We start from the raw sequence: 23050 nt of genomic DNA, 5'->3' as shown, positions 1-23050 counted from the left end.
TGGGCAAGCCTATCGGCGCACCGAAGCGCGGTAGCGTGAGGGAGTGTCTTCGAACCTCAGCGACCTGGCCGACCAGGTCTCCCTGACCCCGTATCAGGCCCTGGGGATCCCGATAGCGCTCGTCGGCGCCATGTTCCTGTCGATCGGCGCGCAGCTGCAGCATCGAGGCGTGGCGAAGATCGAGCGGAAGTTCGGCCGGGCCTCGTCCGGCTTCAGCATCAAGCAGCTGACGAGGCTGATCGGCCGGCCGTCGTGGGTGATCGGCACGGCTCTCTGCGCCCTCGCGATCGTCTTCCAGCTGACCAGCCTCAGCTTCGCACCCCTCATCGTCGTGCAGCCTCTCGGGGCGGTCGCCCTCGTGGTCACGGCGATCCTGAATTCGCGCACCAGCCATCAGAAGCTCTCCCGGCCGGCCAAGCGCTCGATCCTGTTCTGCGTCGGCGGCGTGGCCCTGTTCGTGGGCGTCGCTGCGCTCACCGCCGTGGAGCACCGGATCACGACGGGACAAATCGTCGTCGTCCTCGTGATCCTGGCGGTGATCTTCGCGATCTTCCTCGTCGCGTTCTCGCTCTTCCGCCGGCGAATCCGGGCGCTCTTCTACATCATCGGGGCCGGGTTCATGTACGGCTTCGTCGCCACGATGGCGAAGATCATCATCAACCGCGTCGAAGGGCACCACATCGACGTGCTGACGGTGATCTGCTTCCTCGCCCTCTGCGTCGTGGGCCTGCTGGGCGGCTACTTCGTCACCAACGCGTACTCGTCGGGGCCGCCCGATCTCGTCATCGCGGGGCTCACCGTCATCGACCCCATGGTCGCCGTGGGCATCGGCGTGATCGTCCTGGGCGAGGCGTCGCACGCTCCGTGGTGGGCGTCGATCTTCTTCGTCATCGCGGGGGCGCTGGCCGTGTTCGGCGTGTTCCAGTTGGCGAAATACCATCCGCAGACACGAGCCTGAGCTAGCCTGGGCCTGCCAGAACGCTCGACGCCCCGGTAAGGACTCAATCAGCTGTGACAGACGACCATCCTGACGCCACCTCCCGTCGACCGCTCCGGATCCTGATCGCGGGCGACACGTTCCCTCCCGACGTCAACGGGGCGGCGAACTTCACCGAGCGTCTCGCCGTCGGCCTCGCGGGCCGCGGCCACGACGTGCACATCATCGCCCCCGCCGCCACGCGCCGCCACGGCACCTTCGAGGAGGAGCACGCGGGCGCCACGCTGACCGTGCACCGCCTCAACTCGACACGCTGGCCCCTGCACGACTGGCTCCGCTTCGCGACGCCGTGGGCGGTGCAGCACAACACCCGCCCGATCGTCGACGCCTTCCAGCCCGACGTCGTGCACATCCAGGCGCACATCGTCATCGGCCGCGGCCTGACGAAGGTCGCCCGTGCCCGCGGCATCCGGGTCATCGCCACCAATCACTTCATGCCCGACAACCTGATCGAACATGCGCCGCCCATGCCCCGCAAGCTGCTGAACTGGATCGCGAAGCTCGCCTGGCAGGACGCCGCCAACACCTACAAGCTCGTGCAGGACATCACGACGCCGACGCGCAAGGCGGCCGACTACCTCGAGGCGGCCACCGGCATCCGCGGGGTCTACGCCATCTCGTGCGGCATCGCCGCCGACGACTACACGGCCCGCCGCGACCGCCCGAAGACGAACCGCATCGTGTTCGTCGGGCGCGTCACCGCCGAGAAGAACATCGACGTGCTGCTGGGGGCGATGACCAAGCTGGCGCCCGACCTGAACGCCACCCTGACCATCGTCGGCGGCGGCGACCTGCTCGGCCGGCTGAAGCAGACGACGGTCGACCTCGGGATCGCGGACCGGGTCACCTTCGCGGGCTACCTCTCGGACGACGAACTGCGGCTCACCCTGACGGGCAGCACCGTCTTCGCCATGCCGTCCACCGCCGAGCTGCAGAGCATCGCCAGCCTCGAGGCCATGGCGTCCGGCCTGCCCATCGTCGTGGCCGACGCCATGGCCCTGCCGCACCTCGTCGACCAGGGCTCGAACGGTTACCTCTTCAAGCCGGGCGACTCCGACGACCTGGCCGCAAAGCTCACCGAGGTGCTCACCAAGAGCGACGACGACTACGTCGCCATGCGCCGCGCAAGCCTCAAGATGATCGAGCCGCACGACATCAAGCGCACCCTCGACACCTTCGAGAAGCTGTATCGTGGTGAGCCGGTGGTCGCCCAGGCCGCCGACGCCGAGGGTGCCCGCACGGGCGCCGACGAAGGCGCGGGGCGGTAGCTCAGCTGGTTAGAGCATCGGACTCATAATCCGTCGGTCACGGGTTCAAGTCCCGTCCGCCCTACTCGAGCAGCACGGGGCGGCATCGGGCAGGATGCAGTCTCGAGGCTTAGGCTTGGCTGTGTAGCAACGGCCGAGACCCCGCCTCCGATGGACGCTCACCGATCCGACGGCGAACGGCCGGTCCTGAGAGGCGAGGCGTCATGCGTGGAATCCTGCTGTTCCGAACCGCCGCCGGCGAGATCGCACGGCTCGACGGCGAACGCAGCGCTCGTCGCGCCCTGATCCGGATGCTCGAAGAGGAGGCGCCCGAGGGGGCTGAAGTGCTCGGCCTCGTCATCGACGTCGACGCGACGCCGCACCTCGCGCTCGTCGGAGCCTGACCCCGCGCGCCCGGCGGGTCGGGTGGCACGCAGGGGATTCTGCGGAGGCCCCCAGGTCGGGTGGGTTGCGCCGTGCACGAGTCGGCCTCAGACTGGATTCACAGCACTCGTCGTCGAGTGACCGCCCATCCCACCAGCAGAGTCCGCGACGACCGCAACTCCCGTCTTCTCGGCGTCTCCCGACGCCCGAGACGGATCTCCGTGACGTTCACCGTCAGGATCGTCGTCGTGCGCCCATCGACGAGGTCTCCCCATGCTCGACACCGCCCCGCGCACCCAGTCGCACCCGACGCACCCCTCGAGCGCTTCGACGAGCTCGAAAGCGCGAGCCCCGAAAGTGCAGACGCCTCAGCCCCACACCCTCGCGGCCAAGGCAGTCATCGGCATCGCCGTGCTCTGCCTCTCGACGTTCTTCGCGATCACCACCGAACTGATGCCGGTCGGCCTCCTCGGCCAGATGAGCGCGTCGCTGCACGTGAGCCAGTCGACCATGGGGATCGTGGTGACGGTCTACGCCCTCGCCGTCGCGATCCTGGCGCTGCCTCTCACCGTCGTCACCTCGCGCTTCCCCCGCCGCACCGTGCTCGTCATGACTCTGGCGGGCTACGCCGTCTCGAACCTGATGGTGGCTCTCGCACCGAGCTTCGCCATCGTCTGCGCGGGCCGCGTGATCGGCGGAATCTCGCACGCGCTGTTCTTCTCGGTGGCCTCGGCCTACGCGACCAGGATCGTGCCGCCGCGCCTGGCCGGGCGCGCCATCGCGTTCGTCTACTCGGGTTCGTCCCTCGGCTTCGTGATCGGCGTGCCTGTCGGGACGACTGTCGGCGAGCACCTCGGCTGGCGGGTCGCCGTCGGCGGGGTGGCCGTGGTCTGCGCCGTGCTGGCCGTCATCGCTGCCACTCTGCTGCCACAGGTGCGGGGCGAGTCGAAGCCGCACGTCGGTTCGCCGCGAGCCTGGCGACGGTCGGGGCTGATGTCCGTCGGCATCGCCGATCTGCTGCTCTTCGCCGGGCACTACGTCGTCTACACCTACATCGGGCCGTACCTCGAAGAAGCCGGGCTGGGGCAGGATGCCATCGGCGGTGCACTTCTGGTGCTCGGCGCCACCGGCATCGTGGGTCTTCTGCTCGCCGGGGCGTTCGTCGACCGCGCACCGCGCCAGACACTCGTTGCGGCGGTCGCCGTCATGGGCGCCGCCCTCGCGTGCCTGCCGCTCGTGCACGGGTCGCTGCTCGGCACCTTCGTCGTCGCCGGTGTCTGGATGGCGGCGAACGGCACGACCGGCACGCTGTTCATGGCCGCGGCGATCCGCACCGGCGGGGTGAGCCCCGACATCGCCGGCGCCCTGATCAACGGCGCGTCGAACATCGGCATCGCCGGCGGGGCGTTCGTCGGAGCGCGCGTCTACGGGGCGGCCGGCCTCGGCGTGCTGCCGTTCTCGGCGGCGGCCGTGATCGCGACGAGCCTCGTCGTCATCGTCATCGCACGCCGGGGCTTCCCTGTGCACGGGCATGCGCAGGCCACGCTGTCGACGTCGTCGCTTCGCACCATCACGACGTCGATCCAGGTCGTCACGTCGTCGATGCCCGCGATCCGCACGACGACATCGCCCACCGGGTCGATCCGCGTCGCCCGCCCGTAGCAGCCGTCACCCGCCGCTGAGCGGGCACAGAGTGCGGAGAACGGGCTTGAAATCCGCAGTTTCTGCCCGCTCGCGCCTGCCCTGGGGAGATTCTGAGGGCAAGTCGCAGGACAGCGGGTGTACCCCGGTCGAGCCAACAGGCGTGCGCGGGTTGTCCACAGGCCCCAGCTCGGGGGAGCATGCTCGGCGGCCGCATTCGGTAGGCTTCGGGGGAGCAAAACGCACGGGGGTGTGATGACGACGACGGGATGGCGGGTGGCCTGGCAGACGCCGGCCAGCGTTTCCGTCTCCCCCGATCGTTCTTCATACGAAAGCATCGGCTTCACGGATGCAGGGCCCTCCGCCGGCGGCACCGGCGTCGTCCAGTTCACGATCGGGCTCGACGTGCGACTCGTGCTCGTGACCGAGGGCGGCCCCGTCGAGATCCGGGGGCAGGATGCCACGGGGCACGTCGTCCACGGAGTCATCGCGGTCGTGCGCGCACCCTCCGCCGCCCCGCGCGTCGGTGCCGAGGGCGACGACACCGAGCGCCCCGCCGCGCCGCCCGAGCCTGCGGCCTCCGAGCCGCCGCCGGCCCCCGCCGAGCCCGACCTCACGAATGAGCCGCTGCCGAGCCGCGAGCTCGTCGCCGAGGTGCAGCCCGACCTCGACGAGACCGTCCTGACGCCGGTCGGGCTCGCCCCCGACGAAGCCGCCGCCGCGATCCGGGCCGTCGCCGACTTCGACGCGACGATCGTCGGCGGTGGTGAACTCCAGGGAGCGCCCGCGGTCGGCGACAGCCCCGGGGCGGCGAGCCGAGCGCCTCGCATCCTGCGCGTCGTCGTCACCGACACGAACGGGCCTCGCACCGTCGAGATCGACGGCGACGTGTTCGTCGGCCGAGCGCCTCGGCTGCCGGCCGAACGCGCCGTCGACGACGGTGCCCTCGTCGTCGTCGCGTCGCGCACGGCGCACGTCTCGGCCACCCATCTGCAACTGACGCGCGCGGACGGTCGCGTGCTCGGCCGCGACCTGTGGTCGACGAACGGCACGATGCTCGCGCCGCCCACGGGCGCGCCCTATCGGCTCGAGCCGGGCGAGATCCTGCCGCTCATCGCCGGCACCAGACTGGTGCTCGCCGACGACGTCACGGTCGACCTACCGACCGATCCGCTGGACGCGTCGAAACCCGCGGACGCAGCCAACCCCTCCCGAGACGGCGACGGGGAGGGCCAGCGTGCCCAGTAGGCTGCCCGAGGCTCCGCCCGTTCTTCCCGGCTACACGGCCGTGCGCCCGCTCGGGTCGGGCGGCTTCGCCGACGTCTTCCTCTACGAGCAGAGCATGCCCCGTCGACGCGTCGCCATCAAAGTGCTGCTGCCCGGGGTCGCCGACAGCGATGCGCGCGCAATGTTCGTCTCCGAGACGACCCTCATGGCGCAGCTCGCCGACCACCCCGACGTCCTCACGGTCTACGAGGCCGCGATCGCGAGCGACGGCCGACCCTACATCGTCATGGAATACTGCCCCGACTCGTACGGTCGGCGCTTCCGCGACGAGCAGCTGCCGGTGTCGGAGGTGCTGCAGGTCGCCATCGCGATCGGCAGCGTTCTCGAGACGGCGCATCGCGACGGCGTGCTGCACCGCGATGTGAAGCCCGCCAACATCCTGCGCACCACCTACGGCCGCCCGGTGCTCGCCGACTTCGGCATCGCCGCCACGCTCGTGCGCTCGGAGGGGCAGGAGGCGCTCGGCCTCTCGATCCCGTGGTCGGCGCCCGAGGTGATCCGCGGCACGACGCAGGGCACTGTGCGCACCGAGATCTGGGCGTTCGGCGCCACCGTCTACGGCCTGCTCGCCGGCCGATCGCCGTTCGAAGCCGACGGCCGCGACAACTCGCGCGACGCCGTGCAAGAGCGGATCGTCGGCCGCGCCCGGGTGGCCCCCATCGGCCGCGCAGACGTGCCCGCCTCGCTCGAGCAGGCCCTCGCGGCGTGCCTCGCCAAAGACCCCGCGCAGCGGCCGGCCTCGATACTCGACGTGCTGAGGTCGCTGCAGGCAGTCGAAGCCGAGCTCGGCATGCGGCCGTCGACGCTGTTCATCCCGGCCGGCAGCGTGATCGACGCGGCCCACCTCGACACCGTGCCGACGGGCGACGACCCCGGCGACAGCGACGCGGGTCGGGGTGCGGACCGCTCGAGCGGGGCATCCCGAGCCGGCAGCACCACAGGCACGGCGACTACCACGCGGCGGCCTCGCACGCGTCGCTCGGGCGACACGACACGCGGCACACGGCACAGCGCCGCCGGCTCGGTCGACGACGCGCTGAGCCGAGCCGCCCTGGGCCGAGCCGACGCCACCGAGATCCGCACCGCACCCGGAGCCCGGTCGGCCTCCCGCCCGGCCCTGACACGGCGCCGAGCCGTCATCGGGGCTGCCGTCGTCGTGCTCATCGCCGCGATCGTCCTTGTCGTGACGGTGGCCGGGCGCGGAGGCGGGGCCATCCCGACGGTCGGCACGGTCAGTGCCAACACGACGTCCGACACCGTGCAGTTCTCGTGGAGCGACCCGGGCCTCACCTCCGGCGACACCTACCTCGTGCGCGTCGACGGCGGCCAGAGCACCACGCAGCGGGGCACCACGTTCACCCTGTCGAAGGGCGACCTCCAGGGCCAGGCCTGCGTCACCGTGACGGTCGTCCGCGACGGCACCGACGGCGCCCCGAGCAGCTCGACCTGCGCGGGCGGGTGAGCGTGCGGCACTCGTTCTCCCGGCTCGTCGCCCGCCTCCGCGCGCGGCTCCGAGCCCGTCTTCCCCTCACCGTCACGGCCCTGTCGGCCGTCGTCGTCGCGGCTCTCGTTGCCGTCGCCGTCATCGTCGCCCCCGGCTACACGCGTCAAGACCTGCACCTCGACGACGGCTCGGTCTGGGTGGCGAACGGCGCGCAGCGGCTCGTCGGCGACGCCAATGCCGAGATCGGCAAGCTGACCTCCACCGTGGGGGCGACCGGCACGTCCCTCTCGATCCTGCAGTCTCCGTCGCACCTCGTCGTGCACGACGAGGCCTCGAACACGCTCGACGTGATCGACCCGGCCGAGTCCAAGCTCACCGACACGGTGCCGCTGCCCGACGGCGTTCCCGAGGTCGTCTCTGCAGGATCATGGGTGGCCATCTACCTGCCCGCCACCGGCGACGCGTGGGTCACCCGCGTCACCGACCTGCCGAAGTTCACGGCGAAGAGCTCGCCCACGATGAGCCTCGGGGTGGATGCGACCCTGGCCATCGACGCCGACGGGCGGTACGTCGGCTACGGGGCGAAGAGCGGCCGACTCGTGACCGGCACCTTCGGGGCCGACGGGGCGCAGGCGGCGACCTCGCAGAGAGTGAGTTTCACCGGCACGCCGACGACCGTGCAGGCCACGCTGGTCTCCGGGCGCCCGGCCCTCTACGACGCCAGTTCGAACGATCTCTGGGTCGCCGGCCGGGTCGTCTCGCTGCGCTCGGCCGTCCGCGACCCGAAGACGGCGCAGCTCGAAGAGCCGACCGTCACCGGCGATCGCGTGCTCGTCGGGCACGGTGCCGGTCTCGTCGCGGTCTCCCTCGACGACCAGCGCGTGTCGACGCTCGAGCGCGGCACGGGCGGGCACGCCGCAGCGCCGGTGCGCGTCGACGACTGCGAGTACGGGGCCTGGTCGAGCGGCACGGCAGTGCGCCTCTGCGGCGACGCGAGCGCCGACGCGACTCGCATCCGTCTGGCCGGCAGCGACTCCGGCGCGGCCATGACGCTGGCTGTCAACGGCCACCACGTCGTCGCCAACGACACCGCCGACGGCCATGCCTGGGCTGTGCAGCACGACGGCCAGCTCATCGACAACTGGTCGGACTTCGTCACGAAGTCCGAGACGAAGACCACCAAGCAGCAGCAGAAGGACATCCCGCCGAAGCTCGCCGCGGCCGAAGAGCCACCCGTCGCCGTCGCCGACTCGTTCGGCGTGCGGCCGGGCCGCGCGAACACCCTGCCGGTGCTGCTCAACGACAGCGACCCGAACGGCGATCCGCTCGTGATCACCGCGGTCACGCCGGTCTCGCCGCAGTTCGGCGCGCTCGACATCGTGAACGACGCCCAACAGCTGCAGCTGACGACGCGCGGCACGGCGTCGGGCGTCGTCCGGTTCAAGTACACGATCACCGACGGGCGCGGCGGGTCGGCGCAGGCGACCGTGACCATCACCGTCCGGTCGCCCGGCGAGAACTCCGCGCCACGGCAGATGCGACCGACCCGGACGTCCGTGGCATCCGGCGGCACGGTCTCTCTCAATGTGCTCGCCGACTGGGTCGACCCGGACAGCGACCCGATCTATCTCGCCTCCGCCTCGACCGCGGGCCCCTCGACCGTCGCCTTCACGCAGAACGGCGAGGTCACCTTCCACGACGGCGGCGAGTCCGGCGACCTCAAGACGATCTCGCTCACGGTCTCCGACGGGTCGGCATCGGGCAACGGCACCGTCTCGGTCACGGTGGGGCCGCCGGGCACCGTCAGGATCATCGCGGAGTCGTTCGCCGTGACCGGCTACACGGGCCAGCAGATCGCCGTGGCACCGCTGCCCAACGTGCGCGGCGGCACCGGCCTGGTCAGCCTCGACGGCGTGAGCCCGGCCGCCGGCGACTCGAGCCTGCGCATCCAGCCTGACTACCCCGACGGGTCGTTCACCGTCACCGCCTCGCGCGCCGGCAGTCACCGCCTGCAGTACTCCGTCACCGACGGACGGCAGACCGCGACCGGTACCATCCGCCTCGACGTCGCGAACCCGCCCAGCGAGAACCTCCCGCCGATCACGGTTCCCACCACGGCCTTCCTGTACCTGCAGGACAGCCAGATCGTCGACGTGCTCGCCGGCGACACCGACCCCGGCGGGGGAGTCCTCAGCGTGACCGCCCTCAGCGGCCTGCCCGCGTCAGGAAGCATCGCCACGGGCATCGTCGACCAGGACACCGTCAAGGTGAGGCTCGTCCGCACCCTGACCGGCCCGGTCGCCTTCCACTACACGGTGAGCAACGGCAAGGCCACGGCGACCGGGACTGTGACGATCGTGCAGATCCCCGAGCCGTCGCGCCTGCAGGCACCGGTGGCGAAGCCCGATCACGTGACCGTGCGAGTGGGCACGGTCGCCGACATCCCCGTGCTCGACAACGACGTCCAGCCGAACGACAAGCCCCTCGTGCTCGCGGGCAGCCTCGTCAAGAACGTCCCCTCGGGCGGCGGGCTGCTCTTCACGGCCCAGAGCGAGCTGCGCTACCTGGCCCCCGAGAAGGCCGGCACCTACACCGCCGTCTACAAGGTGACGCAGTCCGACGGGCAGTTCGCGACGGCGCCCGTCACGATCGTCGTCAAGGGCAACGACCCGGCCGACGACCGACCACCGGTGCCCGAGACGGTCACCGCGCGGGTCACCGCCGGGGGCACCGTGACGATCCCGATCCCGCTCGCGGGCATCGACCCCGACGGCGACTCCGTCAGCCTGGTCGGGCAGGCGACCGCTCCCCGCCTCGGGGCGATCTCCGACGTCGGCACCGACTCGATGACCTACCGGGCGAGCTCGTACTCGTCGGGCACCGACACCTTCCAGTACGCCGTCGTCGACAGCCTCGGCCAGGTCGGCACCGGAACGATCCGCGTGGGCGTCGTCCCCTCCAGCGGCACGGCGCTCGCGCCCACGGCCGACGACGACCTGGTGCGCACGCGCCCCGGCACGAAGCTGACAGTGAACGTGCTCGACAACGACTCCGACCCGGCGCAGAGCCCGCTGACGGTCGTCTCGGCCGACGCGTCGAGCAACGCCCTGAAGCCGGTCGCGACCGCCGACGCGGTCAAGGTGACCGCGCCCTCGACCCCCGGCAGCTACGGCGTCCTGTACACGATCAAGAACGCCCGCGGGGCGACCGCGAGCGCGTGGCTCTACATCTCGGTCGACCGCAAGGCGCCGCTGGCGAGCCCCGTCGCGCAAGACGTGGTGCTGACGACCCAGGCCGTCGCTGGCAAGAGCACCGTCTCGGTCGACGCGATGAAGGCGGTCACGTTCTCGGAAGGGTCGACCGACGACCTCTCGCTGCACGTCGTGCCCGGCTACGGCAAGGCGTCGGTGCAGCCCGACGGCAGCGTGCTCGTCACCGTCACGGCCGGCAGCCAGATCATCCCCTTCACCGTCGCGCGGAGAGACGATCCGAGCGCGTCGTCGACCGCGTTCATCTGGGTGCCCGGGTCGAAAGACGGCAAGCCCGAGATCCGGCAGGACGCCCCCGCGCTCTCGGTGGTCAGCGGCTCGCGCCTGGTCGTGCACCTCGCCGACCAGCTGATCGGCGTCGGCGGTCGGCCCGTGCGCATCGCCGGGTCGTCGAGCGTCTCGGCCACCTATTCGAACGGCGCGAGCCTCGTCGTCGACGACAAGACGCTGCAGTACACCTCGGCGGCCAACTACTTCGGCCCGGCCTCCATCACGCTCACGGTCACCGACGGGGCGGCCGGCGACCCGAGCAGCCAGGCGACGGTCACCCTGCCGATCACCGTCACCCCGAAGGGCAACGAGCCGCCCGTCGTGAACGGCGCCGACATCACCCTCGAGGCCGGCGCGCAGACCACGGTCGACCTGCTCGCTCTGACCGACTACCCGTACCCCGATCGGCTTTCGGCGCTGTCGTTTTCGGCCGTCTCAGGATCACCGTCGATCGCCACGGCGAGCGTGTCCGGTTCGACCCTCACCGTCCGCGGCGTCGACGGCGTGTCCGTCGGCCGGACGGCCCGCATCGTCGTCTCAGTGCGCGACGAGCACGGCCCCGGGCGCTCGGGTGTCATAGCGGTCACGATCGTGCGGTCGACGAAGCCGATCGTCGCCCCGATCCCCGACAGCGTGACGATCACCCGCGGCTCGAGCGCGACCGTCGACGTGCTGGCGAACGACGCGGCGACGAACCCCTTCCCCGGCCGGCCCCTGCACGTCGTCAGCGTCGGCGGAGGGTCCACGCCCCGCGGCGTCACCGTGAGCACGAGCGCCGACCGCAGCCGCGTGAGTGTCGCCGTGTCGAAGGCAGCGGCGACTGGCACGGTGACGATTCCCTACGAGGTGGGCGACGTCACGAACGACCCCACCCGTGACGCGTCGTCGACAGTCAGCGTCCTGATCCGCGACGTGCCCGACGCTCCGCCGTCGGCCCCGGTCGTCGTGTCGTCCGACACCGCGAAGGCCCAGGTCACGCTGGCGATCCCGCACGCCTTCCCGAACTACTCGGCCATCACGGGCTACACGGTCGAGTCGACCGCGGGCGGCCTCGTGGCATCCTGCACCAACCCCGACGCCTGCGTCGTGTCGGGACTCGCTTACGGCACCGCGTACTCGTTCGCGGCGAAGGCGACCAACGGCATCGGCGACGGTGTTGCGAGCCCGGCCAGCGCCCCGGTCGTCGTCGACGGCTCGCCCAGCGCCCCGACGAGCGTGACCGTGACGGCCACCGCCGCCGACCCGGGCGGGCACTCGCTGGTCGTGAACTGGCAGCCCGGCGCCTCCGTGCCCGGGAGCCCCGTCTCGTCCTACTCGGTGACGGTGACGGGGCCCGACTTCTCGTACTCGACGACCGTGAAGGCGCCGGGTACCAGCACCCCCGTGCAGGGCCCCGCCATCCATCCGGGCAGCAGTTACACGGCGAGCGTCGTGGCGCACAACAAGACCAACCAGAGCCCCGCCGGCACCGGCAGCACCACGGCGGTCGGGCCACCCGATGGCGTGATCGTGACGCCGATCTTCACCGTCGACAACGGCCACGCGGCGGTCAAGGTCACGTGGACGGCGGGCTCGGCGAACGGCGCACCCGGCCTGACCTACTCGGTGCAACGCGTCGACCAGGGCGCTCCCGGGTCGTGCTCGGGTAACACCCTGCCGGGCACGAACGTCTCGGGCAACACGAGCTGGATCGACGACAACCCGGGCTTCAACGGCGCCCAGTATCGCGTCTACGCCACTAACGGCCTGTTCTGCTCGACGTTCACGAGCGGAATCGCCGACAACCGCCTGCCCGCGCAGCCGAACGCGCAGGCGCAGCTGGCGACGAACCCGGACGGCTTGGCGATGGACATCCAGATCGGCCCGCTCAGCCCCGGCGACTCGCAGAACGTCGACCACTACGAATACGGCCTCGTCGCCCACGGCCAGGCCGCGCCCAACAGCTGGGCCACGATCGACAGGAACGGCGGATTCGTGACCGGGCCGAACCACGACACCTCGCGCTACGGCACCGACACCGACGTCTACGTGCGCGCCTGCGGCCTGAGCACGGACGACAGCTGCAGTACGCCGAAGTCGCTGGGCGATTTCACGCCGACCCTCGCCCCCGCGACACCGCCGGCGACGCCACCCACGCCCTGAAGGCGGGCGAGCCCGCCGCGCGGCACTCGTCACAGCACGAACCACGGAACCACTCGAAGGAGACACCATGAGCACGACCGCACGCGGCGACGCCCAGGATTTCGCGCCCCTGACGCTCGAAGAGGCCGCCTGGTTCCGACAGGTCTTCACTCGGCTCTCCGACAACATCGAGACCATCGTGCTCGGCAAGCCCCACGTCGTCCGGCTCGCGCTGACCGCCCTCGTCAGCGAGGGGCACCTGCTGCTCGAGGACTTCCCCGGCACGGGCAAGACGAGCCTGGCGCGCTCGATCGCGCAGACATTCGAGGGCACGAGCAACAGGATCCAGTTCACCCCCGATCTCCTCCCCGGCGACGTCACCGGCATGAGCATGTACGACCAGAAGAACGGCATCTTCGAATTCCACACGGGGCCGGTCTTCGCGAACGTCCTGCTCGCCGACGAGATCAACCGCGCCTCGCCCAAGACCCAGTCGGCCCTCCTCGAGGTGATGGAGGAGTCGCGGGTGACCGTCGACGGTGTGACGCACAGCGTGCCGCAGCCGTTCATGGTGATCGCGACGCAGAACCCCATCGAGCAGGCGGGCACGTACCGTCTTCCCGAGGCGCAGCTCGACCGCTTCATGCTGAAGACGTCGCTGGGCTACCCCGACTCAGTGTCGACGCGCAAGATCTTAGAGGGGGCGCGCGTCAGCTCGCACCACCGCACCCTTCCCGCCGTGCTGAGCTCGGCAGACACGCTGTCGATGATCGAGACGGCCAAGCGCGTCGAGACCGACCCGGCGATCCTCGACTACGTGTCGCGCATCGTCGACGCCACGCGCGACGCCAGCGAGGTCCGCCTCGGCTCGAGCGTGCGCGGGGCCCTCGCGCTGGTTCGCGCGTCGATGACGTGGGCCGCCTCCGAGGGGCGCACCTTCGTGCTGCCCGACGACGTCAAGGCCCTGGCCGAGCCCGTGCTGGCGCATCGGCTCGTGCTCGACCCCGAGGCGGAATTCGACGGGGTGACGGCGACGAGCGTCGTCGGCCGCATCCTCCTCGACGTCGTGCCGCCGAGTGAGAGGCTGGCCGTGTGAGCCCGCGCCCCCGCACTCGGCGCGACGGCCGCACGGTCGACGGCGGCACCGTCGGCGGCCGCACCGTCGGCGGCCGCACCGAGACCGGCCTGACCGGGCGCACGGGCCTGACCGGGTTCACGGGTCGGACGGGCTACTCCACCGTGGCGCGCACCCCGAGGGCTCGTCGCCGACGCGCTCTCCGGCGTGCCCGCAGCCGCTTCGAGCGCCGTACGCGCAGGGTGTTCCGCGCCGTCACCGGCGTCGTGACACCGCTCGGCTGGGCCGTCGTCGCCGCAGCAGTCGTGGCCGGCATCGTGGGTCTCGTGGTCGGCTGGCTCGAGTTCGAGGCCATCGGGGCCAGCCTCGGCATCCTGGTGCTCGTCGCCCTTCTCTTCTTGATCGGTCGGGCGCGCTACGAGGTGTCGCTCGTCGTGGACTCCGACCGCACGGTCGTCGGCCACCCGGTCGCGGCCCGTGTCGCGCTCGGCGCGTCGTCGCGGCGACCACACTGGGGTGCCCGCCTCGAAGTGCAGGTGGGGGAGCAGCTTGTGCCCCTGCGTCTGCCGAGCTCGATCGGAGGCGAGGCGTCGTCGAACGAGTTCGAGGTGCCGGCCGACCGGCGGGGCGTCGTACAGGTCGGCCCGGTGCGGACGGTGCGGGGCGACCCCGTCGGCCTCTTCCGCCGCGACGTCGAGTGGACCACCGTCCACGACGTACACGTGCACCCCGAGACCATCACGGTGCCGTCGTCGAGCACCGGCTTCGTGCGCGACCTCGAGGGCAGCCCGACCCGCGACCTGACGGCCAGCGACATCTCCTTCCACGCTCTGCGCGACTTCCGCCCCGGCGACGACCGGCGTCACATCCACTGGAAGAGCACGGCCCGCACCGGAACACTGACCGTGCGGCAGTTCGAGGAGACCCGCCGCAGCCACGTCGTCGTGGCGTTCAGCCTCGCGCCCTCCGACTACCTCGATGGGCCGGAGTTCGAGCTCGCCGTCGGCGCCGCCTCCTCGCTGGCCCTGCGCGCCATCCGCGACGGGCGCGACATCACGGCGCTGACGAGCCCGCCGCGCGCGGCCCCCGGCGACGAGCCGAGCCGATCGCCCCGCATCCTGTCGACCCGCAGCCGCAGCAGCCTGCTCGACGACGTCAGCACGCTCGTCGCCGACACGGCCGACATCGACGTCGGCGGCCTCGCGGCTCTGGCGAACGACCTCGTGGTCGGCGTGTCGCTGGTCTTCCTCGTCTGCGGGTCGGCGCCGAGCCTCCGTGATCTCCGCTCGTGGTCGCTGCGCTTCCCTCCCGGTGTCGAGATCGTCGCGGTCGTCTGCCGCCCCGGCGCGGTTCCTGGCCTCCGTCGGCTCGGCGAGCTGAGCGTGCTCGAGATCGGCTATCTCGACGACCTGCGTCGCGCCCTCGCGAAGGCTGCCGCAGCATGAGTCAGACCAGGGCCGGCCGCCGCACGAGGCCGAACGCGGCCGGCACCGGCATGACACGGCGCAGGATCCGAGACGCCGCCTTCGTCGCCCTGCTCACCGCTCTGGCCGCGACGCCGCTCTGGCCGGTCTACGAGAGCTCGGCCTTCGTGGTCGTCGGGGTCGCCTCGCTCGTGCTCGGCGGAGCCATCGCGGTCGCCGCTGCGGCCCGGCGACTCCCGGCCTACGCGGTGGCGGCGCTCACCGCCGTCACCTTCCTGCTGTTCGGGGTCGCCCTGGCCGTGCCCACCCAGGCGACCTTCCGCATCCTGCCGACGGCCGAGGGCCTCCGCAGTCTGGTCTTCGGGGTCGCGACGAGCTGGAAGCAGATGCTCTCGGTCGACCTGCCGCTCGGCGACTACGAGGCGCTGCTCGAGCCCGCTCTCATCGTGTTGCTCGCCGGCACCGTCGTCGGGGTGTCCCTCGCGTTGCGTGCGCGCCGACCCGGCTGGGCGATCCTCGCGCCCGGGGAGTGCTGGCGTTCTCGATCGCTTTCGGGGCGCGTGCCGGGCAGAACCCCATCGCCACGGGCGTCGCGATCACCGTCGTCGCGCTGGTCTGGGCGGCTTCAGCCGGCATCCGCGCCACCCCGGCCGACGCGAACCGCGACGCGGCCGACACGCGCCGTGGCACGCCCCGCAGGCGCCAAGCCCCGGGCGGCGCTGGCCGCCTGGTCGCAGCCCTCGTGCTCGTCGGCCTATGCAGCGCAGCGGGCGCGGGCATCGTCTCCGCGTCGGCCGGCGCACCCGACAGTCGGCGCGAAGTGCTGCGCGAAGCCGTGCAGCCCCCGTTCGATCCGCACCACTACGTCAGCCCACTGGCCGCGTACCGCAACAGCGTCACGCCACCCGGCAAGACGACCGACATGCTGACCGTGACGGGCCTTCCCGCCGGCGCCCGGGTCAGCGTCGCCACGCTCGACGACTACGACGGCCAGGTCTTCGCGGCCGGCTCGAGCCCGTCGTCGGGCACGTTCGCCCGGGTCGCCTCGACCGTCGACCAATCGGGTCGCACTGGCACGCGCGCGACCGTGCACGTGACGGTCGACGGCTACTCCGACGTCTGGCTGCCGACAGTCGGCGCTCTGACGTCCATCTCGTTCGAGGGCGGCGACGCATCGGCCCTCCGCGACGCGTTCTTCTACGATCGCGATACCGATGCCGGTGCCGTGCTCGGCGGTGTCGGCCGGGGCGACCGCTACTCGATGACGACTATGGTCTCGAAGGCCGCCAGTGACGCCCGGGTGGCCGGCCTCACGCCGGGTCACGCAGTGCAGCCGAAAGCGACCACCCTGCCGAAGACCCTGATCTCGGCGGCACGCAAGCACTTCGACGGCGCCACCACCCCGGGTGAGAAGCTCGCCGCGGTCACCGCCTGGCTGCGCACCGGCTACGTCAGCCACTCCGATGCCGGCCTGCCGTTCAGCGCCGCAGGGCACTCCGCCGGTCGGCTCGACGCTCTGGCCACCTCGACCCCCATGCTCGGCGACGCCGAGCAGTACGCCCCGGCGCTCGCGTTGATCGCCCGCAGCCTCGGCTTCCCGTCGCGCGTCGTCGTCGGCTACGCCCCTACCAAGGCGCAGGAGGCGACGGGCCGCGTCACCCTCACCGGGGCCGACCTCACCGCCTGGGTCGAGGTCGAGGCGGCGAACGGCCAGTGGGTCACTGTCGACCCGAACCCGGCCGTGCGCCCCATCCCCTCGCAGTCGACGAAGCAGAGCGAGTCCGTGGCGCAGCCCCAGACCGTGCTGCCGCCCCCGCCGCCCGCCCGTAACGACACGGCGGTCACCCAGAACCGCGAGAGCCAGAAGACCAAGCACGACCCCGGGCAGCCGGCCTGGCTGCGCGTGCTGCTCGCCGGCCTACGCGTCGCGGGCGTCGTGATCCTGATCGCCGCCATCGTGCTCGCGCCGCTCTGGGGCATCGCCTTGGCGCGCTGGCTGCGACGCCGACGGCGACTGCGGGAGGATCGCGAGGCGCGGGTCGTGACCGGCGCCTGGAGCGAGATCCTCGACGACGTCGTCGACCGTGGCCACCCGGTGCCCCGTGCTGCGACCCGCTCGGAGGTCGCCGCTCTCATCGGGTCGCCCGAGGTCGCGCGGCTCGCCGAGCAGGCCGAGCGCAGCGTGTTCTCGTCGCAGCGGCTCGCCGAGGCCGACGTCGACGCGTTCTGGCGCGACACCCGCGAGGCATCCCGTCGGCTGGCCACTGACGAGGCCCGCTGGCCGCGATTCCGGTACCATCTCACCGCCCGGTCTCTGCTGACCCGGCTGCAACCGACCCGCCTTCGTGGCCGCCGCCCGCACCTCCCCGAAAGGCACCCGTGAGCCCCACGCCGCCCGCCGCGCACACCTGGACCTTCAGCGACGGCCAGGTCGTCGAGACCGCCGGCTACGGTGTCGTCGGCCGCAACCCGTCCGCCGAGAGGCTGGCCGAGCAGCTCGACGGGTCGCAGGAGGCGAGGCTCGTCACCGTCGTCGACGACGCGAAGTCCATCTCGCGCACCCACTTCGCCTTCGGCCCCTTCGACGGCCTGCTCTGGGTCGCCGACGCCGGCTCGGGCAACGGCACGCGCCTCATCTACCCTGACGGCTCGGCGTTCACTCTCGAGCCGGGAGTGCGCTACGAGGTCGACTCCGGGTCGCGGGTGACCTTCGGATCATTCTGGGTGCGGGTGTCCTGACCCCCTTGTGCGATGCCGAGACGTCTGGCCGCGACCAGGGTGTGGACGCGCGGCTGCTTCTGCCCGCATCCACCTTGCAGTTCCGGCAAGATCGTGTGCGCGAAAGGACGTTTCAGATGACGTACCTGACCGTTCGAATGCTTCGTGCGGGGTAAACGCTCGCCTCGCAAGACAGACGGCACGGTGGAGGTTCGGATTCCGGGCGGTCGCGCGCTCATCGTCCTCATTGCGGTGTGTCAGCCCAAGGTCGAGCGGACTGTATCGACCCCACCATGTAGAGCTGAGCGACTGTCGGCCACGCCGCGTATCGGTGGAAGTATTCGGCGTACTCGAGGCGCTGGATCTTGCCTCCAGTCACCCAAATCAGAATCTCGCCGAGGGACTCGTGGGCCGCATCCTCGACGTATCCGACAGTGGGCAGTGGATTCGACGAGCCGGGGGCCATGGGGGCAGACGGCGACAGGTGCAAATCGAGAAAATCGATCTTGCCTGACACGCCCTCAATGAAGTCCACCTGCCCGAGAAATTGCGCGGCTCCCGGAAACTCGGCCCGCTCAAGCAAATGCCGGAGGACCAGCTTTACGTCCCGAACCGTTGGCAGATCACTCACGCTGAGCACTTTACTTCCCGGCCGGAGTGAGCCCGGGCCGGAGTGGGCGCCTAGATTTCTGGCACCAAGCAATGACTCCGCCCCCGGGACGCGCAGCGTGCTCATAAACCAGACAGTTTGGATTCGCGGCGCCCAACGCACGTAAGCCGTTCCGACCCGGGCATTTGCTTGGTCGGGTAACCCTTCCCCGGCGCATACTCGTTGCATGACGCGTGGGTCTTGGATGCTCCTGGCGGTTATAGGCCTAGTCGTCGTCGGAGTCGGCGGTGCGCTGGTCGGTAGCGGGCACGGAATCATCGGGGCGGTCCTCATCGTGATTGGAGCACCAACGACGGGTCTCGCGATCGGTCGCTACGTTTCGAACAGACCGCCGCTCCAGTGACTCAACCGTCCCATAAGAGGTTCCCGTGCGGTCGGCGATCCCGGCGACCGATGGAGGTTTCCTGGCATGCCGATCGATACCTTCGCTGCTCGAATGCGCCGGACCTATCCATCCAGGAGTCTGGCGAGGTGCTCCAGGCGTTTGCCCGTCACTCCGTCAGCCATAGCGAATCCCTGGACCATCCCGGGTTCGAAGTCGTTTCGCTCCCTGAGCCGTTGCAATGACTTTTCGACGGCGTCTCGGCCCATCCCGGCAGATTGGCTCCCGAGACCCCTGACAAGGTCTCGCAACAACTCGATCTGGGAGGCCGCGAACGAGTCCATGGAATTCCTCCCCGTGGACATGTCAAGCGCCTCCGTCGCGCGGGCCCACCCTTCAAGGCCAAGAAGGTCGTGGGATACGAGTGCCAAAGACCCGAACTTGGCGGACATATACGAGCACTGTGCAGCGTTCTGTGCGATGGAGAAGTCGGTGTAGTTGTCAACGATGGCGAGGACTGCCCGCCCCTCGTCGTGACTTTGGTAGCGGTCGAATGTGTTCATTCGTTGGGATGCGTCATCGGCCAGAGAGGCAACGGCCCTGGTCGGCGGTTCCCAGTCGTCGCGGGACGGATGAAAGAACATGAGCTCCAAGCCGCTGTCAGCGGCAGCGCGAACCCAACTGACTGCGTCATCGACTAGTCGCAGATGAGCTTTTGCCGACACCGTCGAAGGAACCCAAGCAGCCAGAAGGCCTCGAAGAGACATGAACCGCAAGGTATCAGTCGACCTCCGTGAATCAAGGGCTGGCTCAGGGGGTCGCATAGGAAGCTGCAACGAAAGGGAACTTGCACGAAGGCTGTGCCTCCGTGGGCAGTCAGGGGCGGGGCGGCGCCACTTTCATGACGTCACCCGAGTCGGGATCAGTGAGTGGACGTGGACGCGAGCTTGGCGTGTTCGATGGTCCGGTAGACCGTTGTTCTTGAGACGCTGAACAGGTCGGCGAGTTCCGTCTGGTTGTAGGTCCCCTCGTTGTAGAGCAGCAACAGGTGCTTGATTTGGTTCGGCTTCAGCTTCGGCTGCTTGCCCCGCAGGCGTCTTTTCGCCTTAGCGACCTTCATGCCCTCGCGGGTCCGCATCCGGATCAGGTCAGCTTCGAACTCGGCCACCATCGCGAGCACGTTGAACAGCAGCCTGCCGACGGCGTCGTTCGGGTCGTGAACGGAACCGTTCATGCTCAGCTCTTCCAGGATGTCGCGAGCATCTGGAAGCGACCGTGCGAGGCGGTCGAGTTTGGTGACGACGAACGTATCGCCGGCGCGGCAGGCAGCCATCGCTTCGCGGAGATCGGGTCGGTCGCGGTTGGTGCCGGTCAGGCCTTGGTCGGCGTAGATCCGGTCAGCGCCGACGCCGAAAGCGGCGAGGGCATTTCGTTGGGCGGTGAGGTCTTGCTCTTCTGTGGACACGCGTGCGTATCCCACAAGTAACTCATTCATGCCACCGGGATACGACTGACGCCTGTCACCCACAAGACCTGTCTTTGCGAACGGTTAGGGTCCGGCTTGCGGGCACCACGCGCCGACGTAGAACATACGATGAGCGCATGCCAGACAGCTACTCCGATTTTGTCGCGCAGATGCAAGTTGCGGTTCGCGAAGAGACCGCGCTGTGGGAGCTCCCTTCGGGAAGCACCGTCCTGCTTCCATCAGGGAATGTCGTTCACGGACCTTGGCCGGCACGTGAGTGCAGTGACGTCATGACGAGTTGGCTGCGCCGCAACTGGATTGAGTTATATCTTCCGAGTCTTCCGAATAAATGGAATTTGCCCGGCGCGGAATGGCGTGTGCGCGCTTCCTTCACGGAACGGTTTCTCCTCCTCGCGAACGTCGACGCAGAGAAACTCCTGAGGGATCCATCTCGATGGACCCTGGACTCAGAAGACGGTCATGTCGCCCTATCGCTGACGTCATCCGGCGCCGACGTCGACGATAGGGAGTGGCTCGCAGCAGCTGTTCAAGAACGCCACTAGCCGACGAGAGCACGACTTTCCGGCGGACGGCCACAGGCTGGTGCCTGCACGCCAGCCCTTCCCCTGCGAACGTCGCCGGCACGCAAGAGGAGGGATCGCCAGCCGCGCGCGCTGGCGTTGTGTCAGGCTGCCGGCAATGACAATTACAACCTTCCCGTGGGATCACCCCCGGCCTCAGCAGTCGCAAATTCACTTGGACGTTGTGCCTGAAGGTGTCCTACACAGGCTGGCTGCGGGCGACTCGGCGTCGCTCGCATTGCAGTACGTGTCGCCGTATCTCGCAGGACCAGATTGCGCGGGGTTGTGGCGCATGAGAAGCAAGCAGATCAAAGAGCACCCCTCTGATGCCGCCTGGGTCACTCGACTGATCGTCGATCCCAGCATCACCGTTCCTGTCGGCTTGGCTGGCTTCCACGGTGCCCCAGACGCGGTTGGCATGGTGGAGCTTGGCTACCGTGTGGACCCTGAGTTCCGCCGCCGAGGCTATGCGCGACACGCTCTTGAAATTCTTCTCGCAGTCGCCCAGCGCCACCCGGACGTACGGACCGTCCGCGCCACCATCAGCCCAGACAACGCAGCCTCACTCGCGCTCATCAACAGCTACGGGTTCGTCGAGAACGGCGAGCAGTGGGACGAGGAAGACGGCCGAGAAATCATCTTTGAAACGCCAGCATAGGTAGCGATCTTCTTCCAGTCGGTCTCCGGTAGACGATCGGAAGCCGTTCGCCTCACGGGCGGGCGTTGACAGCAAACTCGTCACAGCGCCTCCGATCCCGTCTCGCTAGACGCCCGGCAAATTCGACCGGCCTCCGCGGCCTCGAAGGTCGTTGCTTAGTGAGTTGGTTCCGCCTCCGGACCAAAATGCGTGATTGCCCCTAGAAATCCGACCGGGTGCTCCTCATCGGCAAAGCCCACCTCAGCGGAGTCTGACACCGGAATGGAGCCCACAACACCCTCGTCGGTCCTAAACCAGACGGTTGGTACCTCACGCACCCCCTGGCTGACCGCCTCGAGTGATGCGGCCGCAAGCTCCGGCCAACGGCTCTCTTGCTCCGAGGAAACCGCCACAGACGTATTGGCAACTTTCAAGACCCGCATTACTGAATTCTCCTCCTGGACCCTCTCCATGCGTCCGATAGCCGTCGGGCTTGCGGGCCCTCGTTATCGCCACACGTTCACTTGTGCGGTCCGGCATCAACCGTGGCGAAGAGGACGACGCCGAGGAGGAACAGTCCGATCTCAACGAATCCGATGATGATGGCGGCTCTCGCCCACCCAGCACCCCTCTCACTCGTTTGACGTACTTGCGCACGCGCCACGAAACCAAGAATGACGCCTAGCCATCCGACAAAAATGGAAACAAAGAACGCGGCGATTGCCAAGCCGTTGAGGCGTCTACGGCCCTGGGTACGGTCCACTTGCTTCCATCCGTCCGGTGTCGTGTCTCGCTAAGTTCCGACAAGAGTGGAACAGCGATCGATTGTTAGAGGCAAGTCTCGCCGCCGTCCTGTTGGTACCCGATCTTCGTGACGAGCGGCGGGTCCAAGCAGTCACCCATCTGGCGGCATCTGAGAGCGACGCTTCCCTCGCCACTAGGTTAAGGGCCGGCCCCGAAACGTGATTTAGTTGCCTGCAACAGCCGGTGAAGGCCCTGTCTTGAGGAGTGTCATGTCGGAATGGTCGTCGCGGCAACAGCCGCGGTCCATCACGGTGGCGTTCTGGCTCTTCTTGCTCGCGGCGCTTGTGCAGCTCGTTGTCCTTGTCGTCTCTCTCTCAACAGCAGGAGGATCGATAACAGCGGGTCGAGAACAAGTAGCCAAAGTGGCGGATGGAGTTGGCACGTCCCAAGCGCAGCTGTTCGTGGGGCCGGCCATCGTCGTGGGGATCGTCATTGGTGGTCTTGTCATGATTGCCTTCATCGTCTTCGACATGCTCATGCGCCGGGGGAAGCCTTGGGCCAGGGTCGTACTCACAGTCGTCACCGTCTTCTCGCTCAGCACCGCGGGGAGCCTTCACGGTCTAGGCATTATCGGACTGCTCGCAGCTGTCGCCGCGACAGTCTTGATATTCCTCAAACCCTCCAACGCTTTCTTCGCCTCGTAGCCTCCAGCTCGGTGGAGATCACTCGCCCCGACCGACAAGCGCATCCAACG

19 protein-coding genes and 1 tRNA gene are annotated in these 23050 nt (G+C 69.3%); 16 read left to right on the top strand and 4 right to left on the bottom strand.

Translation table 11 applies throughout. From position 1 onward, the window contains the following. Positions 1-43 precede the first annotated feature (43 nt). The 13 genes from AX769_RS14035 (at position 44) to AX769_RS13975 (ending at position 17898) form a co-directional block, all read left to right on the top strand. The gene (locus tag AX769_RS14035) at positions 44-958 is read left to right on the top strand and encodes a DMT family transporter (RefSeq protein WP_066280493.1); all 915 of its coding nucleotides are present in this window, start codon (positions 44-46) and stop codon (positions 956-958) included. A gap of 53 nt (positions 959-1011) precedes the next feature. Further along, complete coding sequence (locus tag AX769_RS14030) at positions 1012-2265, top strand: glycosyltransferase (RefSeq protein WP_066280486.1); 1254 nt, start codon at positions 1012-1014, stop codon at positions 2263-2265. Further along, positions 2256-2329 (top strand) — tRNA-Ile (locus AX769_RS14025). The genes AX769_RS14030 and AX769_RS14025 overlap by 10 nt, the downstream gene beginning before the upstream one ends. 139 nt (positions 2330-2468) lie before the next feature. Further along, positions 2469-2648, top strand: a complete 180-nt coding sequence (locus tag AX769_RS14020) for a hypothetical protein (RefSeq protein WP_066280484.1) — start codon at positions 2469-2471, stop codon at positions 2646-2648. A gap of 253 nt (positions 2649-2901) precedes the next feature. Continuing rightward, complete coding sequence (locus AX769_RS14015) at positions 2902-4290, top strand: MFS transporter (RefSeq protein WP_066280482.1); 1389 nt, start codon at positions 2902-2904, stop codon at positions 4288-4290. Between the two features lie 234 nt (positions 4291-4524). Then, positions 4525-5517, top strand: coding sequence for an FHA domain-containing protein (locus tag AX769_RS14010; RefSeq protein WP_157887635.1), 993 nt, complete (start codon positions 4525-4527; stop codon positions 5515-5517). Further along, positions 5507-7018, top strand: a complete 1512-nt coding sequence (locus AX769_RS14005; protein ID WP_082763823.1) for a serine/threonine-protein kinase — start codon at positions 5507-5509, stop codon at positions 7016-7018. The genes AX769_RS14010 and AX769_RS14005 overlap by 11 nt, the downstream gene beginning before the upstream one ends. A gap of 2 nt (positions 7019-7020) precedes the next feature. Then, on the top strand, positions 7021-12681 hold the full coding sequence (locus tag AX769_RS14000; protein ID WP_157887634.1) for an Ig-like domain-containing protein: 5661 nt from the start codon (positions 7021-7023) through the stop codon (positions 12679-12681). A 67-nt stretch (positions 12682-12748) separates the two neighbouring features. Next, the gene (locus tag AX769_RS13995) at positions 12749-13756 is read left to right on the top strand and encodes a MoxR family ATPase (protein WP_066280469.1); all 1008 of its coding nucleotides are present in this window, start codon (positions 12749-12751) and stop codon (positions 13754-13756) included. Then, positions 13753-15180 (top strand): DUF58 domain-containing protein, encoded by a 1428-nt coding sequence (locus AX769_RS13990; RefSeq protein WP_066280465.1) that lies wholly within the window; start codon positions 13753-13755, stop codon positions 15178-15180. The genes AX769_RS13995 and AX769_RS13990 overlap by 4 nt, the downstream gene beginning before the upstream one ends. Continuing rightward, a complete protein-coding gene (locus tag AX769_RS13985; protein WP_066280461.1) occupies positions 15177-16088 on the top strand; it encodes a hypothetical protein in 912 nt (303 codons plus the stop codon). The genes AX769_RS13990 and AX769_RS13985 overlap by 4 nt, the downstream gene beginning before the upstream one ends. After that, positions 15980-17542: a transglutaminase-like domain-containing protein gene (locus AX769_RS13980; protein ID WP_066280459.1), complete on the top strand. Its 1563-nt coding sequence runs from the start codon at positions 15980-15982 to the stop codon at positions 17540-17542. Before AX769_RS13985 ends, AX769_RS13980 begins: the two co-directional genes overlap by 109 nt. Continuing rightward, entirely contained in the window at positions 17539-17898 is a 360-nt protein-coding gene (locus AX769_RS13975) for an FHA domain-containing protein (RefSeq protein ID WP_066280457.1), read from the top strand. Before AX769_RS13980 ends, AX769_RS13975 begins: the two co-directional genes overlap by 4 nt. Positions 17899-18121: 223 nt before the next feature. Here the strand turns inward: AX769_RS13975 and AX769_RS13970 are convergent, their stop codons facing one another. From AX769_RS13970 to AX769_RS13960, 3 genes are all read right to left on the bottom strand, one after another. Then, a complete protein-coding gene (locus AX769_RS13970) occupies positions 18122-18508 on the bottom strand; it encodes a hypothetical protein (RefSeq protein WP_157887632.1) in 387 nt (128 codons plus the stop codon). A gap of 486 nt (positions 18509-18994) precedes the next feature. Beyond that, complete coding sequence (locus tag AX769_RS13965) at positions 18995-19432, bottom strand: hypothetical protein (protein ID WP_066280452.1); 438 nt, start codon at positions 19430-19432, stop codon at positions 18995-18997. Between the two features lie 359 nt (positions 19433-19791). Next, entirely contained in the window at positions 19792-20364 is a 573-nt protein-coding gene (locus tag AX769_RS13960) for a recombinase family protein (protein ID WP_066280449.1), read from the bottom strand. A gap of 107 nt (positions 20365-20471) precedes the next feature. On the opposite strand from AX769_RS13960, the gene AX769_RS24070 reads away from it, so the two are divergent. Together AX769_RS24070 and AX769_RS13955 are read left to right on the top strand one after the other, a co-directional pair. Beyond that, on the top strand, positions 20472-20897 hold the full coding sequence (locus tag AX769_RS24070; RefSeq protein ID WP_157887631.1) for a hypothetical protein: 426 nt from the start codon (positions 20472-20474) through the stop codon (positions 20895-20897). A gap of 136 nt (positions 20898-21033) precedes the next feature. Next, on the top strand, positions 21034-21573 hold the full coding sequence (locus AX769_RS13955) for a GNAT family N-acetyltransferase (protein WP_066280446.1): 540 nt from the start codon (positions 21034-21036) through the stop codon (positions 21571-21573). Between the two features lie 499 nt (positions 21574-22072). On the opposite strand, the gene AX769_RS13945 is transcribed toward AX769_RS13955, so the two are convergent. Then, positions 22073-22315: a DUF4190 domain-containing protein gene (locus AX769_RS13945; RefSeq protein WP_066280440.1), complete on the bottom strand. Its 243-nt coding sequence runs from the start codon at positions 22313-22315 to the stop codon at positions 22073-22075. A 250-nt stretch (positions 22316-22565) separates the two neighbouring features. On the opposite strand from AX769_RS13945, the gene AX769_RS24065 reads away from it, so the two are divergent. Continuing rightward, positions 22566-23000, top strand: coding sequence for a hypothetical protein (locus tag AX769_RS24065; RefSeq protein ID WP_157887630.1), 435 nt, complete (start codon positions 22566-22568; stop codon positions 22998-23000). The last annotated feature ends 50 nt before the right edge of the window (positions 23001-23050 follow it).

The organism is Frondihabitans sp. PAMC 28766 (assembly GCF_001577365.1).
Taxonomy (GTDB): domain Bacteria; phylum Actinomycetota; class Actinomycetes; order Actinomycetales; family Microbacteriaceae; genus Frondihabitans.
Note: the sequence above shows the minus strand (reverse complement) of the source record. Positions and strands in the feature narration are given on the sequence as shown.

Coding starts and splice junctions, on each gene's coding strand:
- AX769_RS13995 (WP_066280469.1), top strand. CDS start 12,749: ATGAGCACGACCGCACGCGGCGACGCCCAGGATTTCGCGCCCCTGACG.
- AX769_RS24070 (WP_157887631.1), top strand. CDS start 20,472: ATGCCAGACAGCTACTCCGATTTTGTCGCGCAGATGCAAGTTGCGGTT.
- AX769_RS14010 (WP_157887635.1), top strand. CDS start 4,525: ATGACGACGACGGGATGGCGGGTGGCCTGGCAGACGCCGGCCAGCGTT.
- AX769_RS13985 (WP_066280461.1), top strand. CDS start 15,177: ATGAGTCAGACCAGGGCCGGCCGCCGCACGAGGCCGAACGCGGCCGGC.
- AX769_RS24065 (WP_157887630.1), top strand. CDS start 22,566: ATGTCGGAATGGTCGTCGCGGCAACAGCCGCGGTCCATCACGGTGGCG.
- AX769_RS13960 (WP_066280449.1), bottom strand. CDS start 20,364: ATGAATGAGTTACTTGTGGGATACGCACGCGTGTCCACAGAAGAGCAA.
- AX769_RS14015 (WP_066280482.1), top strand. CDS start 2,902: ATGCTCGACACCGCCCCGCGCACCCAGTCGCACCCGACGCACCCCTCG.
- AX769_RS14020 (WP_066280484.1), top strand. CDS start 2,469: ATGCGTGGAATCCTGCTGTTCCGAACCGCCGCCGGCGAGATCGCACGG.
- AX769_RS13965 (WP_066280452.1), bottom strand. CDS start 19,432: ATGAACACATTCGACCGCTACCAAAGTCACGACGAGGGGCGGGCAGTC.
- AX769_RS13955 (WP_066280446.1), top strand. CDS start 21,034: ATGACAATTACAACCTTCCCGTGGGATCACCCCCGGCCTCAGCAGTCG.